We start from the raw sequence: 15,015 nt of genomic DNA, 5'->3' as shown, positions 1-15,015 counted from the left end.
AAGGCCGCCCGGCATTCTATTCAGGCCGTTAGACCTGAAAGCCTGAAGCAATTTCATTGAGGTTTTACTGCCATGGTCCGACGCACCAAAGAGGAAGCTCAGGAAACCCGCAAGCAGATTCTGGAAGCGGCGGAAAAAGCTTTTTATGAGCGAGGTGTTGCCAGGACTACCCTGGCGGACATTGCGGCACTGGCGGGAGTGACCCGCGGCGCGATTTATTGGCATTTCAGCAACAAGGCGGATTTGGTGCAGGCGATGCTCGACAGCCTGCATGAGCCGCTTGAGGATATGGCCAGAGCCAGCGAGAGAGAGGATGAAATCGATCCGCTGGGCTGGATGCGAAAACTTCTGATTCATTTGTTTCAACAAGTTGCAATAGACCCAAAAACCCGTCGTATCAATGAAATTCTGTTTCATAAATTCGAATTCACCGACGAAATGTGTGACATGCGTCGCCAGCGCCAGATTATTTTTCTGGACTGTAACGAGCGGATTGCCTTGACTCTAAGTAACGCCGTGCGTCAGCGGCAGCTACCCTCCGATTTGAATCCCGTGCGCGGAGCGATCTGTTTGCATGCGTATGTCCACGGTGTTCTCGGTCAGTGGTTGCTGGTCCCGGATAGCTTTTCGCTGTACGAGGACGCCGAGCCATTGGTAGACACCGTCCTGGACATGCTTCGCTTCAGCCCGGCCTTGCGGGGTTAGCGATTAAATCAGTATCGATCACGTTCATGCATGAGATCAGGATGTCATTGCTGCTTCTTGAAGCAGGGCATCGATCCGGTCGACTATAACGGTATGGCGCTTAGCCTGTATCTATACCTTTCTTACTGCTATTTGAATAGTTGGTTTACCTACCCTTTACTTATTCTCCGTGCTCCTTCAGCCGACGGACAGCTTTCCAGGTTGAACGTCGTGAGTGGTTCGAGCAGTGTCTGATACGTCTGCCTCTTCGATTTGATGCCTGGCGCTAATACGTATTGGCTGTGAGAATACTTCCCCATTGCCATATCGCGTCTAAGCTCTGAGCCAACTGTTCCAACAAGACTAATAACAACGAGGGTCGGTGATGGTGCTTGTATCAGGAAGTCATATTCTCAGAAACGCTATAGTCATGGTGTTTGCATGTCTGTGTTTCGGTCAGGTGTGGGCCGCTGGCGATCAAGAGCAGGAAGCAAACGCTGCCAAGGCGTTGTTGGAAAAGGCCGTGGCCCGTTTCCGTCAGGAAGGCGACAAGGCCTTCGCTGAGTTCAGTCGGCAAGGTGAGTTTGTCGATGGCGAGCGCTACGTCTTCGTCACTGATACCAACGGCATCATGCTGGCCAGTGGCGGTCCGTCGGTGGTGCTGATTGGGCGCGACGTGTCCTCGGTGCTGGACCCAGAATTGCAGAAGAGCTTCAGGCAGGTACTGCAAACACCGGAAAGCGCGGGCATTCAGCAGGCCGAATACCGGTGGAAAAATTGGGCTGACGGCAAGGTCGAGCGCAAACGCGTTTACTTTCAGCGCGTAGACAATCGAGTATTGGCTGTGGGCTATTACCTACCGCGCGCAGCACCGGAACAGGCTAAAGCTTTACTCGATAAAGCGTCCAAAGCGCTGGTCGCGGATGAGAAGGGTACACTCGACGCCATCAACAGCCTGAAAGGCGGATTTTTACAGGACGATCTCTACGTGTTCGTCGTCAATACCGCCACCAAGCGCTATGTCGCCCACGGCATCAACCTGCGGCTGGTCAATACCGACTTTAGCAAGGTCAAGGACCCGGAAGGCAAGCCGGTTGGCTTACCCATGCTGGAGATGATCAAGAAGCAGAGCGAAGGCGAGTACGAGTATCGCTGGCGTAACCCTGTTACCAACAAGATCGAACACAAGCACGCGTACATACGCAAGGTGGGCAGTTTTCTAGTCGCAGTGGGTTATTACAACGGCTGAAGACGGGCAGGGAGCAGGGAGTCCCTGCTCGGCTTTTTTAACGGTCGTTGTCGGCGCGGCCGCGCAACAGATTGTTCGGCATCGCCACAGCAGCCGCCAGACCGAACAATGACACTGCGGCGCTGGTGAGCAGCAGGTGTTGAAAGGTCATCGACAACTGCCCACGCAGCAACTCAAGTGCCGGACCGCTCGCAGCATGCAGGCTGTCCATCAACAGATTGCCGGACATGCCCTCGCCAGCGATTGGAGTATCGCTCGGATTAGTCAGTCCTGAACCTGCCAGCATCGCCAGCAATAGTGCCGACATCAAGGCCACACCGACAGCGCCACCCAGTGAGCGGAACAGGTTGGTAGTGCTAGTGGCGACACCCATGTCTTTGGCCTCGACCGAATTCTGCGTGCCCACCAGCGATGTAGGAAATTGCAGCCCGCTGGCTATCCCCGTCAGCACCATGAACAGACTGATCAGCACTACCGATTGTGGTGGTGTGAAGGCGATGCCAAGAATCGCCAGCGGCATCAGCAGTGCGCCTGTGAGAATGATCGGCTTGTAACGACCGGTCAGCGAGGTGCGACGACCTCCGAAATAAGCGCCTATCGGCATGCCGATGGCCAGTGGCAGCAAGTGCAGCGCTGCACTGTCAGCGCCACCCCCGGTTACGGTCTGGAAACGCAATGGCAGCAGCACGATGAGCGAGATTGCCTGAAAACTGGTGAAGAAAATCGTACACCAGCACAGCACCGCACTGCGATTGGCAAAGAGGTGCATGGGTAACAACGGCTCGCGGGTTCGGCGTTCGTAAACGACGAAAACCGCCAGCGCCAGCAATGCGACGCCCAATTGAGCGAGGACGTGTGGGTCGCGCCAACTGTGGCCTTGACCGATTTCGGTGATGCCCAGCAGCAAGGCGGTCAAGCCGATAATCATCAGCACCGTACCAAGGTAGTCAATGATCGGCTTGCGTTGTGGGATGGGCAGCCCGACCAGTGTTTTGCGTGCCACCCACCAGGCTGCGAAGCCCAGCGGCAGGTTGATGAAAAACACCCAGCGCCAGGACACATATTCGGTCATGAAGCCGCCAAGCACCGGGCCTGCGACACTGGCCGCAGCATACATGCCGCTGAAATAACCCTGATAGCGACCGCGTTCGCGCGGCGGGACGATGTCGCCGATAATCGCCTGACTGACCGAGACCATGCCGCCTGCACCAATACCCTGAAGTACCCGAGCCAACACCAGTTGCTCCATGCTTTGTGCCATGGCGCAGAGCAGCGATGCCAGGGTGAAGGTGCCGAGCCCGAATAACATCAAGCGGCGCCGGCCATAAAGATCACCCAGCTTACCGTAAATCGGCACGGCCACAGTCAATGCCACCATGTAGGCAGAGATCACCCAGGCGAGCAGATCGAAGTCATTGAATTGAGCGGAAATGGCGGGCATCGAGACCGCAACAATGGTCTGATCCAACGCACTGAGAAATACCGCCATCATCAGCGCGAACAATATGCTGCGGATGTTCGGTCTGGTTTGATTGAGACTGGTCAAGGCTGGAACCCAAACTGGCAGATTGCCCCACCGAAAACATCAGCAGGAAAGGTTGCTCAGTCTAGTCCGTTAGCTTGCTAATCGATAGCTTCCCTTGCCGTGCGATCAGGCGTTTATGGGGGAACTCATCGCAATGCACTGAAGCTTGCATCCGTTGGATTACAGTGACCAAAGCTGCAAACGGCCACGCGTGGTGTCTGCCGTAATTGTTCGATTCGATACGCGCCAGCACCGTATAGGGAAAGCACGAAAGCAACAGCCAGTACATAAATGCATTGTCTTTTTATTGTGGTTTTCATGCCGAGTACCTTTATCCGACTTAAAAAGATTTTTAAACGGGACAAAGTGAGTGTAGGCCGGGATTGGGATGATGGTGAGCCGATGGCACATTGAAAGTTTTTATCAGCGCCAATGTCGTTGTGGGAACACTTGGCGTTAGGCTTGCTCTCTGGCAGACGCCTGAGCCAGCAACCAGTCAAGTAACTCCTGCAATTGCGCAGATGCTCCCGAACGGTTCGGGTGGACGAAATAATACGCAGCCCCGGTTCTGACCCTAAGATCGAAAGGCATAACCAGACGACCGGCGCTCAAGTCCTCGCCAATCAGTGCCCAGTCACCAATCGCTACGCCAGCTCCTTGGGATGCTACCGTCATCGCCAAATCCAGTGTGTCGAAATGCTGACCTTTGCCGATGTTACTCAAGGTTGTACCGGCAGCTTTGAGCCACTGTTCCCAGTCGCGTTGGTCTCGGGTTGGATGCAAAAGCATGTGTTGCTCAAGATCGCTCAAGGCTTTAAGTGGCACTGGGCCGTCAAGCAGTTGCTGAGAGCAAACAGGGGTCAGTTGTTCGTCAAAGATGTGATGCACCTGCATCGAACCATCAGGGCGGGCGCCATACACAACTGCGGCATCGAATTCCTCGCGGCGGAAATCCACCGCGTGCTGCACGGTGGTCGTCAGTTCTACCGGCACGTCAGGCCGATCCTTCTGCCATTGCAGTAGTCGCGGCAGCAGCCAACGCATCATGCAGGTCGGCGCTTTGAGTTGCAGCGCCTCGCGCTTGACGCCTACTTGATCCACTGCTTCATCGATCAGCGTGAAAATCTGCTGAATCCTCGGGAATAACTCGCGACCCTGCGCAGTCAGACTCAAGCCTCGGGCCTGACGCTGGAACAGGCTGTAACCCAAATGGCTTTCCAGCCCGGAAATTTGCCGGCTCACCGCGCCCTGAGTGATGTGCAGCAGTTCTGCTGCGCGCGTGAAATTGCAGCACTGAGCCGTGATCAGAAAAGTATGAAGAGCAGGGAGGGGAGGCAGCCGTTTCATCAGTGGGCGCAGGCATGAGTTGAGAACATGCCTAAGCATGACATTTTTTGCGTTGTCACAGATATGGCTGCACGGTTCCAATTACCCTCACTGCTGTTTGTGCCCTACCTGTGAGATGAGAGCAGTTGAACGGTTCCGGCATCCAGCAATATCCGAGACAAGGACTCAGAGACATGGCGACCTGCGGTGAAGTGTTGGTGAAGTTACTCGAAGGCTATGGCGTCGAGCGGGTGTTCGGAATTCCGGGCGTACACACTGTTGAGCTGTATCGTGGGCTGGCCAGCTCGACGATCAATCACGTCACGCCGCGCCACGAGCAGGGCGCAGGGTTCATGGCCGATGGCTATGCACGCACCAGCGGTAAACCGGGCGTGTGTTTCATCATCACTGGGCCTGGGATGACTAACATCACCACGGCCATGGGCCAAGCGTACGCCGACTCGATCCCGATGCTGGTGATTTCCAGCGTGCAATCGCGCAATCAGTTGGGTGGTGGGCGGGGCAAGTTGCATGAACTGCCTTCGCAAAGCGCACTGGTGGCTGGCGTCGCAGCGTTTTCCCACACGCTGATGTCTGCCGGCGAACTGCCATTGGTGCTGGCGCGCGCATTTGCCCTGTTTCAGGCAGGTCGCCCGCGCCCGGTCCACATCGAAATCCCGTTGGACGTGTTGGTCGAGGACGCCGACGAACTGCTGAGCAGCGAGCCAGTCAGCATTAGTCGCGCCGGTCCCGCGCCTGCGGCCATCGCGAGAATGAGCGCGCTGTTGGCAAGCGCCAAGCGTCCGCTGATCCTCGCTGGCGGCGGCGCTGTTGACGCAGCGGCAGCGCTGACTCGTCTGGCCGAGCAGTTGGACGCTCCTGTCGCGCTGACCATCAACGCCAAAGGCATGTTGCCGTCGAATCATCCGCTGCTGATCGGCTCGACTCAATCTCTGGAACCGACCCGCGAGATGATCGAAGCCGCCGATGTGGTGCTGGCCATCGGCACGGAGCTTGCCGAGACCGACTACGACATCACTTTTCAGGGCCGCTTCAGGATTCCTGGCGCGCTGTTGCGTATCGATATCGACCCTGATCAGACGGTACGCAACTTCGCGCCAAGCGTGGCCTTGGTGTCCGATTCGAAGACTGCCGTTGAAGCGTTGATCGCGAACCTGCCCGAACACACTCCAGAGGCACGCGTTGATGACTGGGGCCGTGTGCGTGTGGCAGCCCTGCGCGCAACCCTGCAAAGCGCTTGGGATGAGGCAATGCGCGGGCAGACGCTGTTCCTGAAAACCGTGCTTGAGGTGTTGCCAAACGTTGTGTTGGTGGGTGATTCGACCCAGCCGGTCTATACCGGCAACCTGACGCTGGACCTCGATCACCCGCGCCGCTGGTTTAACTCGTCTACCGGCTACGGCACCCTGGGGTACGCTCTGCCCGCTGCTGTCGGCGCATGGTTAGGCAGTCAGGACCGCGGGGAACGTAACCCGGTGGCGTGCCTGATCGGTGACGGTGGCTTGCAATTCACACTCTCTGAATTGGCCAGTGCCGTGGAAGCGCGGACACCGATCATCGTCTTGTTGTGGAATAACCAGGGCTACGAAGAGATCAAGAAATACATGGTCAACCGCGCTATCGAGCCGGTAGGCGTGGACATCTACACCCCGGATTTCATTGGTGTTGCCAGAGCGTTGGGTTGCGCGGCCGAAGCGGTATCGGGTGTCGAGCAGCTCAAAGTGGCATTGAGAGCGGCCAATGACCGCCAAGGCCCGACCTTGATCGAAATCGATCAACGCAACTGGATGAATGGATTGACCGCATCGTGAGTGACGCCACCGTTTGCGGCCGGTAGTGGCTGGCGAGTACGTTGCTGGGCAATTTTTTGCAGACCGCTGTGTTCACCGAGGTGCCCCTCGACAGTGCGCTGGCGCGTGAACAGACTTTCTACTTGATGCGGTGCGGGCACGGTTTTGCCCGCGAGGCCCAAGCCATCACTCTGGCCAACGACAACCTGTGCAGTCTGGTTACTAATCTCGTCAGTTGTGACACAAGCGCTGTCGAACGCGCTGCAGGCGGGGCTTTGTGCGGCACAGCAGAGCTTCTCGCAGACCGCTTGGGGCGGCGACTAACAAAGCCGCCTCGAACGCGAACAGAGCGTGTGGGGCTTGCAGGCTTTTCAGGAATCAAACACGTCATCCGCACCTTTGGATTCGCTCCCAAATGGCTCACGCATGCCTCGTGAGAAGGCATGCGTCGAGCACATGGCTTCAATGAAAAACTTTCGATTGTTGAGGGTCCTGCACCCCCGCAGGATGACCCCGCCGACTTGCTGCAGTGCCCGGAGCGCGGGTACTACAACAAGGCCCTGGTGCGCGCTCAGGTGCGATTTCCCTCAACCACGCAGCCGAAAAAATGGAGTCCGACGTGGGTAAACATGATCTGAACAGAAGGCAATTCATCAAGGCAGTGGGTGTTGCGTCGGTGGGGGCCGCGGCCCTGTCCATGCCTTTCATCCGAGCGAGCGCAAGTGACACCAGGTTCCAGGGCAAAACCCTGCGTCTGTTGACCTGGTCAGACGACACCGGCCTGGCGGCGCTACGCAACATCGCAGCCACTTTTGAAGCCAAGACAGGCGCCAAAGTAATTGCCGACCGTACCGGCAGCACCTCGGAAATGGTTGCCAAGCTCAAGGCCGGTGGTGATCGTCCGCAATACGACATCATCACCTTGGCGGGTGTCGGCGCTGAAGGTCTCGCTGCAGCGGGCCTGCTGGAAAAACCGGACCTCAACCGCATTCCCAACATCGTCGACGTGCCGGAGAAATACCGCACCGGTGCCAATGGTCACGGCGTCGGTTATCTGTTGTGGTGCAACAGTCTGATCTACAGCACTCGCACCGTGAAAGAGGCGCCGGATACCTATGCGGCGTTGTGGGACAAGGACATGGCGCCGAATATTTTCCTGCCACCGCCGAACTGGACGGAGGCAATGGACCTGATCATCATCGCCGCCAAACTGGCCGGTGGCGATGAGCACAACATCGAACCAGGCTTCAAAAAACTGGCCGAGCTGAAAGATCGCGTGGTGACACTGGGTGAAAACCCGAACCAGATCGCCGAACTGTTCCGTACAGGCTCGTTGGACATGGGTGGGCTATACGCTCCAGCGTTTTTCCCAAAACAGATTCGCGATCCGAACTACGGTCTGGGTGCCACTTTCGGCATGAAGGAAGGCTTCTATACCGACCTGATGCAGTCGGTGATGCCGAAGAATCGTCCCGGCGACACAGATCTGGCCTACGCTTTCCTCGACCACTCTTTGGACCCGGTGGTGCAGGGCAAGATGGCCGAAGACATCTACAACGGCCCGGTCAACGCCAAAGCAGTGATCTCCGCCGAAGCGCGCAAGAGCCCGTACATCCTGACACCAGAGCAAATTGCCGATAAAGCGATCATGCACGACAACGTGTTTTTGGCGACGGTGCATGAAGAGTGGATTCGTCGGTATACCGAAATCTTCTCGTCCTGATTATTTCTTGAGTTTCTGTAGGAATCGCCGAAGGCTGCGAGGGGTGCACACAGTGTTTCGGATGGCCCCTTGAAGGTCCTGTGGACTTTATCGCAGCCTTCGGCAACTCCTACAGAAAATCTCTTTTATTCAGATAGTTATATTTGTATTTGATGAGCACGCGCTTACCCGCGATGACATGGGTGCAGGCAACTGATGCGTCTCAGACACACCGCTTAACCCGAGATCACTCCCATGGAACAACAACCCATAACAGGCCAGGTCGTGACGCCACGCTCGCCACGCGCCAGGCCTTTTTCTGCAACGGCGCGCGCGTGGTTGTTTCTCACGCCTTCGATGCTGTTTCTTGCAGTCCTGATCGTTGCCAGCCTGCTGGTCCTGCGCATGAGTGTCGGTACCAAAGGCGCGGAATGGTCAGGCTTCAGCCTTGCCAGCTACGCGCAGCTGTTGGAGCCCTATTACTTGAAATCATTGTTGCTGACCCTGCGTCTGGCCTTGATCAGCGCAGCCATCGCCGTGATCCTGGCGATTCCGGTCGGCTACACCATGTCGCGCCTGCAATCGCCCTTTATCCGCCGCATTTTTCTCGCTGCGGTGTTGCTGCCGTTGCTGGTTAACCTATTGCTGCAAAGTTACGGCTGGTTGGTGATCCTGGGGCCTGCAGGCATGCTCAATCAGGCGCTCAAGGGCTTGGGCTTGATCACCCGACCGATCATGATGCTGTACAACGAAAACGGCGTACTGATGGGGCTCGTGCAGACTGCATTCCCCTTGGCCGTGTTGCCGATTGCCAGCGCCATGCGCGGCGTATCGCGCAGTTACGAAGAGGCCGCCGCCACTTTGGGCGCCAACCGCTTCCAGATTTTTCGTCAGGTAATTCTGCCGATGAGCCTGCCTGGCATCATCACGGGGGCAACACTGGTGTTTGCTTACAATGCCAGCAGCTTTGTCGTGCCGTTGCTGCTCGGCGGACGTCGGGTGCCAATGCTGGCCGTGATGGTCCACGACCAGATTGCGCCTCTGATGAACTGGCCCGCAGCTTCGGCGGCAGGCGTTGTATTGATCGTCACTACGCTTGCGATCATGACCTTTTCGGAATTCATCACCGGTCGCCGTCGGCGCATGCTGGAGGCTTCGTCGTGAGCGTATCAAGCAAAAAACGGTTTCGTTCACAGCCGCTGCTACCTGGCGAGACCGGTCGCTTTGCCGCGATCCTGTCGGCGGTGATTCTATTCCTGGCTGTGACGCCGATCCTGACCATGATCGTGATGTCGTTCAGTGGCGCATCTAATCTGGACTTCCCGCCCAGCAGCTACAGCCTGCAGTGGTACAAGGCCGCGTGGCAGACCATCGTGTCCCCTGACTCCAGTGATGTATTGAGTCTGGGCAAGGCCATGGGTACGAGCCTGTTGGTGGCGTGTCTGACCATGGTCTTCGCTACGCTGATCGCAGTGCCCGCGTCCTATGCGCTGACCCGCTGCGACTTTCGCGGCAAGGGCTTTGCGATGCAACTGATGTCGTTGCCGCTGGTATTTCCCATGGTGGTGTTGGGGTTGGCCTTGTTGCTGGTCTTCGACAGCTTGCCATTTCATCTGGATACCTCGCGGTTAGTGATCGCCCACGTGATTCTGGCATTGCCGTTCGTGATCAAAAACTGTAGCGCGGCGATGATGACCGTTGGTAGCGAGGTCGAAGAGGCTGCGCAAATGCTTGGTGCGTCACCGACCCGCGCCATCATTGATGTGGTGGTGCCGCTGATGAAGTCGGGGATTCTCGCCGGAATGCTGCTGGCTTTTATCGTCTCGTTCAACGAGTTCACGGTGACCTACTTTCTCTACAACATCGACGTCATGACCGTGCCGATCTGGATGTACAGCCGTACGGTTTCGTCGCTTGATCCCACTGTTTTCTCGTTCGCCGTGCTGATCGTGCTGATCGACTTCGTGCTGATTTGGGCGCTGGAGAAGCTGGTCGGTGAAGGTGGCGTTTCGTTCTGAATTGAGGCTTGAACAATGACCGGACTGATTCTGGAAAATGTCGAAAAATACTACGGTTCGGCCTGCGCAGTGACTGACGTCAATCTGCATCTGCCGCCAGGCAAGCTTGTGTGTTTTCTTGGCCCCTCAGGCTGCGGCAAAACCACGTTGCTGCGCATGATTGCGGGGCTTGAAACCGTGACCAATGGCGAGATTCGTCTGGATGGCGAAGATATCAGCCATACGCCCGCACACTTGCGCAATTTCGGGATGGTCTTTCAATCGCTGGCTCTGTTTGCACACATGACAGTGGGCGAAAACATCGCCTATCCGCTAAAACTGCGCGGTGTTACCAAAGCCGCGCAAAAAGCACGGGTAACTGAGTTGCTTGAGCTGATTCAGTTACAGCAAATGGTTGATCGTCCGGTCGCGAAACTTTCAGGCGGACAGCGCCAACGGGTCGCCATCGCCCGCGCTATTGCCTCGCATCCCAAGCTGTTGCTGCTCGATGAGCCCTTGTCGGCGCTGGACGCCAAGCTGCGTGAATCGATGCAGGTGGAAATCCGTCAATTGCAGCAGCGGCTGAACATCACGACTATTTTGGTGACCCACGATCAGCGTGAAGCGATGACCATGGCCGACATCGTGGTGGTATTGGGTGAACACAAGGTTCAGCAAGTGGGCACGCCGATCGACATTTACCGCAACCCGGCTAATGCTTTTGTTGCGGATTTCATTGGTTCGGGGAATATCTTCCCGGCTCGGGCGCTGGGCAATGGTCGCGTGGCGTTGCCTGGTGGTGAGTCGATTCAGGTGCCGATTGGAGACTCAGTGGCGGTGGGGGCCGAGGTAAAAATGCTGGTGCGTCCTGAGGATGTACAACTGTCGCACCCGCAGGCGGCCGAGGGTAATCGTCTGCTGGGCACGGTGACGTTCGTGAGGGACATCGGTGCCACCATCGAGACGACGGTAAGCTGCGGCGGCGTTTCGTTTACTGCACTGAGCACGCCCAACCAAAGTGTGGGTTTGGGCATTGGCCATCCGGTGTCGATCACCCTCCCGCACGATGCATGCCGGGTGCTAGGGGCTGTTCCCGTTTGACACCCCGCAACCGTGGCTCACAAGCAAACGGAAACAGCCCCTGGGTGTTTGATTAAACGGTCTTGCGCAGGCGTGCCAGATCCCTTAATGGCGGCGCGCCGAACAGTCGGCTGTATTCGCGACTGAATTGTGACGGGCTCTCATAGCCGACTTTGTAGCCGGCGGCGGACGCTTCAAGTCCGTCGTTGAGCATCAGCCGACGCGCTTCCTGTAAACGCAGCTGCTTTTGATATTGCAGCGGACTCATCGCCGTCACCGCCTTGAAACGATGGTGCAGGGTCGAGACGCTCAGGTTCACCTCCTTGGCCAACTCATCAATGCGCAATGGCTGCTGATAGTGCTCGTTGAGCCATTTGATCGCCTGCGTCACCCGGTGTGTCTGACAGTTGGTAATGGCGATTTCGTACAGCCGATGACCTTGTTGCCCGCGCAGCAGGCGATAAAGAATCTCGCGGTTGATCAACGGCGCCAGCATTGGAATGTCTTTAGGGCTGTCCAGCAAACGGATCAGGCGAATGACCGCATCAAGCAGGGTGGTATCGATGCGCTCGACGTACAGTCCACGTCCGCTAGGCCTGGCGGGTACGCTTATGGGACCCGCTTCGGCGATCAGTGCGTTGATCTCAATGGGGTCGATATCAATACGCATCGCCAGGTGCGGTTCTTCTTGCGAGGCATATACGATCTTGCCGCTGATGGGCATTGCCACTGACAGCACCAGGTAATTGAGCGGGTCGTAGGTGAAGTAGGCATCACCCAGTTTCACGTCCTTACTGCCTTGGGCCATGATGCATAGCGCAGGCTGGACCAGCGTCGGTATTGATTGGGTCGGGTAGTCATGGCGCACCATGTGCAGTGACTTGATTGCCGTTGGCTGGCTACCTTCGCTTTTCGCGTGACGCCCAATCAGGCCGGCCAGCTCCATGCGTTGCTGCTGCATCTGCGCGCTCAGTCCGGGCAGAGCCGGTTGTTCCATTGACACGCTGGGGCTGGCTGATTGCGACATGGATGAATCCTCTGACGGGCGTTCAATGGAGCACAGCTTATTTTTGTGCAAGCAACAGTGGTAGACGAATTCTGCTGGATGATTGCCTGATTCTGTCGCGGCCTTGCCGATGGGGCAATGAAACGCCTGGCTGGTGCGCCGAACTTGCTTAAAAGTGCTTGCGGCTTAGGCTTGATTTCCCCGTCTCTGGCGACCTCTCCACACGCTTGTGCGCAGGATCGGGCAATAACCACGCAGTAATTGGCTAACGAAACCTTGACTTCACCCCCTAATCTTCACTCCTGGCCGCACTGTCTACTTTGCAGCGGCTGATCAAAGGAGCGTAGAGCATGTCCAGATCTCCCTTCGTGAGCCACCACGTTTGTGTTCGAGCCCTTGCGGGACACAGTGAACAACTGGGCGCCTGCTTGGGCCCGCTGATTGCGTTGGCGTCAGATGCTCAGGGTTGTCTGCATTTCGCATTGCACAAATCCATGACCGATAGTGATCTATGGGTCATCAGTGGGCAGTGGTCCGATGAACAGGCGATGAATGCTTGGTTCTGCTCGCCTGATTTGACGATTTTTTCCGAGTTGCTGGAAAAACGCATCGTTGGCAGTTTTGATTTTCAGACCTTCGTTGATGTGAGTGCAGGTGAGGCTGAGGCGGCTTATGGCTTGCCGCAGGAACGGATGGCGGGATGATAAATCTGCACAGAAGAGCGTGGTTGCGACGACCTAAATGCCTCCAGCCGGTTTAGAATTCCCGCCTTTAACTCCAGGCAGGGACCCAGCCCCATGGCACGCAAAGAATTCCAGTACTTCGAAGCCGTTTCTGCAGCGTCCCCCGGCGAGGGTGGTTACAGTGCCGCGATCGCGGTAAAGGGCCTTGGCGCTGGCGGCGCACCGACATTTCATCGCGTACTGCAAGAGCAGAAATTCAAGACCGCATTGGAGGCAGACCAAGCCGCCGTCCAAGAGCTGGGGCGGCTGATCGACGTGACGCCGGAAGGTGAGTTGATGTTCTCTCAGGACTGATCAGACTTTGGGGCGGTACATTTTGAACAGTGCCTCAGGACCCAGTTGGAAGTAATCGGCCGGGCCACCGCCGCGCAGGATCGGTTCGCCTGCGGCAGTGTCGTAAATCCCGTCTTTGAGCAAGCGCTTGGCAATATGCACTGCCACCACTTCCCCCAGGATCAGCCAACTGGGCACCGTTGTTTTGTCGGCACGTTGCAGTTGAATGATCTGCGTGACCCTGCATTCAAACGCCACTGGCGTTTCTTTCACTCGGGGCACCGAGACGATGCGCGACGGCTCTGCTGTCAGCCCCGCCAGCTCGAACTCGTTAACGTCCGGCGCCACGGGCGCGCAGCTTAAATTCATCTGTTCGGCCAGCGGCCGTGTTGCCAGGTTCCAGACGAACTCGCCGGTTTGCTCGATATTGTTCAGGCTGTCTTTGCGACCGACACTGCAAAAACCAATGATGGGTGGAATGTAGTTGAAGGCATTGAAGAAACTGTATGGGGCGAGATTAAGCTTACCTTCGGCATCATGCGATGAAATCCAACCGATGGGGCGCGGGCCGACGATGGCATTGAATGGATCATGCGGCAGTCCGTGGCCGTTGGCGGGTTCGTAGAAATAAATATCGTCTGGCATGGCGCGCTTTCCTGAGGGGGCTGACAACGACGGTCTGAAGGAATAAAGGTCGTCATAGTGCAAGGCATTGACGACGGATTCCAGGCCTTCCGGCAAGCTGCTTCTACAAAAAGGTTACAAAAGCATGGTCCTGAAACGATCAAGCCCGGCAAAAGCCGGGCTAGTAATGGTGAAGCGAACGCAAGGCTATGTTAGCTGACGCGGTTTGCACCTACGTGATCAGCACCATCAGAAGCAAGGCGGTTGGCACCGACATGGTCAGCGCCATCAGCAGCCTGGCGATTTGCACCTACGCGATCAGCACCGTCAGAAGCAAGGCGGTTTGCCCCGACGTGGTCAGCGCCATCAGCAGCTTGGCGATTTGCACCTACGCGATCAGCACCGTCAGAAGCAAGGCGGTTTGCCCCGACGTGATCGGCACCATCAGCAGCTTGACGATTTGCACCTACACGATCGGCACCGTCAGAAGCCTGACGATAAGAGCCGGTATGCGAAGCGTTGGTGTGAGAAGAACCGCCTTCAGCAACAACAGTGCTGTTCACTACAGAGTGAGTATCGCTAACTGGCAGAGCAAACGCGCTCGATGCCAAGATAGAAAGAGTAAGGCCGAAAATCAATTTATGGGTTTTCATGGTAATTGCTCCTGCAGAGCCAAATAAGTTGTTAACTCGGTATGGAATGCAATGTTACGCGCGTAAAGATTAAGTAGAAGTTAACGAGGTTGCTAATGGACATCGCTAAAAATGATAGTTCGCTGCAGCGCCCGATTTTAAAGCGTCGTAGCGGATTTTGTACCAGGGTGGGGCGTTTTTTGCCAGTTTCGGCAAATTTTACTATTGACTTATTTATTGTTTTGTGAATTCTATTTCATTCGTTTGACTGAGTATGCCGCTGTGTCCATCCAGACTCAGAGCTGGGTCGGCCACGATTGCTCAGAGGGTTAAAGAGATCGCGGCAGGGACAGCGCTTTAGGC

The 15,015-nt window shown here is 56.5% G+C and carries 14 protein-coding genes; 9 read left to right on the top strand and 5 right to left on the bottom strand.

The window, feature by feature from the left end; genetic code table 11:
- Window positions 1-72: 72 nt before the first annotated feature.
- Window positions 73-705 (top strand): TetR family transcriptional regulator, encoded by a 633-nt coding sequence (locus tag VGC62_RS15935; protein ID WP_331188044.1) that lies wholly within the window; start codon window positions 73-75, stop codon window positions 703-705.
- Window positions 706-1,114: 409 nt separating this feature from the next.
- Window positions 1,115-1,933: a cache domain-containing protein gene (locus VGC62_RS15930; RefSeq protein ID WP_331188043.1), complete on the top strand. Its 819-nt coding sequence runs from the start codon at window positions 1,115-1,117 to the stop codon at window positions 1,931-1,933.
- Window positions 1,934-1,970: 37 nt separating this feature from the next.
- On the opposite strand, the gene VGC62_RS15925 is transcribed toward VGC62_RS15930, so the two are convergent.
- Together VGC62_RS15925 and VGC62_RS15920 are read right to left on the bottom strand one after the other, a co-directional pair.
- Window positions 1,971-3,479 (bottom strand): MDR family MFS transporter, encoded by a 1,509-nt coding sequence (locus VGC62_RS15925; protein ID WP_331188042.1) that lies wholly within the window; start codon window positions 3,477-3,479, stop codon window positions 1,971-1,973.
- Window positions 3,480-3,914: 435 nt separating this feature from the next.
- Window positions 3,915-4,805: a LysR substrate-binding domain-containing protein gene (locus VGC62_RS15920; RefSeq protein WP_331188041.1), complete on the bottom strand. Its 891-nt coding sequence runs from the start codon at window positions 4,803-4,805 to the stop codon at window positions 3,915-3,917.
- Window positions 4,806-4,978: 173 nt separating this feature from the next.
- Between VGC62_RS15920 and VGC62_RS15915 the strand changes: the two genes are divergently transcribed.
- The 5 genes from VGC62_RS15915 (at window position 4,979) to VGC62_RS15895 (ending at window position 11,395) form a co-directional block, all read left to right on the top strand.
- Window positions 4,979-6,616 carry a 5-guanidino-2-oxopentanoate decarboxylase gene (locus VGC62_RS15915; RefSeq protein ID WP_331188040.1) on the top strand — a complete coding sequence of 546 codons (1,638 nt, stop codon included), beginning with the start codon at window positions 4,979-4,981 and terminating at the stop codon, window positions 6,614-6,616.
- A 598-nt stretch (window positions 6,617-7,214) separates the two neighbouring features.
- Window positions 7,215-8,318 (top strand): ABC transporter substrate-binding protein, encoded by a 1,104-nt coding sequence (locus VGC62_RS15910; RefSeq protein WP_331188039.1) that lies wholly within the window; start codon window positions 7,215-7,217, stop codon window positions 8,316-8,318.
- Window positions 8,319-8,552: 234 nt separating this feature from the next.
- On the top strand, window positions 8,553-9,461 hold the full coding sequence (locus VGC62_RS15905) for an ABC transporter permease (RefSeq protein WP_331188038.1): 909 nt from the start codon (window positions 8,553-8,555) through the stop codon (window positions 9,459-9,461).
- Entirely contained in the window at window positions 9,458-10,315 is an 858-nt protein-coding gene (locus VGC62_RS15900) for an ABC transporter permease (protein WP_331188037.1), read from the top strand. Before VGC62_RS15905 ends, VGC62_RS15900 begins: the two co-directional genes overlap by 4 nt.
- Window positions 10,316-10,330: 15 nt before the next feature.
- The gene (locus VGC62_RS15895) at window positions 10,331-11,395 is read left to right on the top strand and encodes an ABC transporter ATP-binding protein (protein WP_331188036.1); all 1,065 of its coding nucleotides are present in this window, start codon (window positions 10,331-10,333) and stop codon (window positions 11,393-11,395) included.
- Window positions 11,396-11,447: 52 nt separating this feature from the next.
- Here the strand turns inward: VGC62_RS15895 and VGC62_RS15890 are convergent, their stop codons facing one another.
- A complete protein-coding gene (locus VGC62_RS15890) occupies window positions 11,448-12,371 on the bottom strand; it encodes an AraC family transcriptional regulator (RefSeq protein ID WP_331188061.1) in 924 nt (307 codons plus the stop codon).
- A gap of 359 nt (window positions 12,372-12,730) precedes the next feature.
- On the opposite strand from VGC62_RS15890, the gene VGC62_RS15885 reads away from it, so the two are divergent.
- Together VGC62_RS15885 and VGC62_RS15880 are read left to right on the top strand one after the other, a co-directional pair.
- The gene (locus tag VGC62_RS15885) at window positions 12,731-13,084 is read left to right on the top strand and encodes an antibiotic biosynthesis monooxygenase family protein (protein WP_331188035.1); all 354 of its coding nucleotides are present in this window, start codon (window positions 12,731-12,733) and stop codon (window positions 13,082-13,084) included.
- 93 nt (window positions 13,085-13,177) lie between these two features.
- Window positions 13,178-13,417, top strand: coding sequence for a hypothetical protein (locus VGC62_RS15880; protein WP_331188034.1), 240 nt, complete (start codon window positions 13,178-13,180; stop codon window positions 13,415-13,417).
- Here VGC62_RS15880 and VGC62_RS15875 read toward each other — a convergent pair whose 3' ends face one another.
- Both VGC62_RS15875 and VGC62_RS15870 read right to left on the bottom strand, forming a co-directional pair.
- The gene (locus tag VGC62_RS15875) at window positions 13,418-14,041 is read right to left on the bottom strand and encodes a flavin reductase family protein (RefSeq protein WP_331188033.1); all 624 of its coding nucleotides are present in this window, start codon (window positions 14,039-14,041) and stop codon (window positions 13,418-13,420) included.
- A gap of 191 nt (window positions 14,042-14,232) precedes the next feature.
- Complete coding sequence (locus VGC62_RS15870) at window positions 14,233-14,673, bottom strand: hypothetical protein (protein WP_331188032.1); 441 nt, start codon at window positions 14,671-14,673, stop codon at window positions 14,233-14,235.
- Window positions 14,674-15,015 lie beyond the last annotated feature (342 nt).

Source organism: Pseudomonas sp. (assembly GCF_036404235.1).
In the GTDB taxonomy this organism is placed as follows: domain Bacteria; phylum Pseudomonadota; class Gammaproteobacteria; order Pseudomonadales; family Pseudomonadaceae; genus Aquipseudomonas.
The sequence above is the reverse complement of the archived record's forward strand: the minus strand, read 5'-3'. Positions and strand labels throughout refer to the sequence as shown.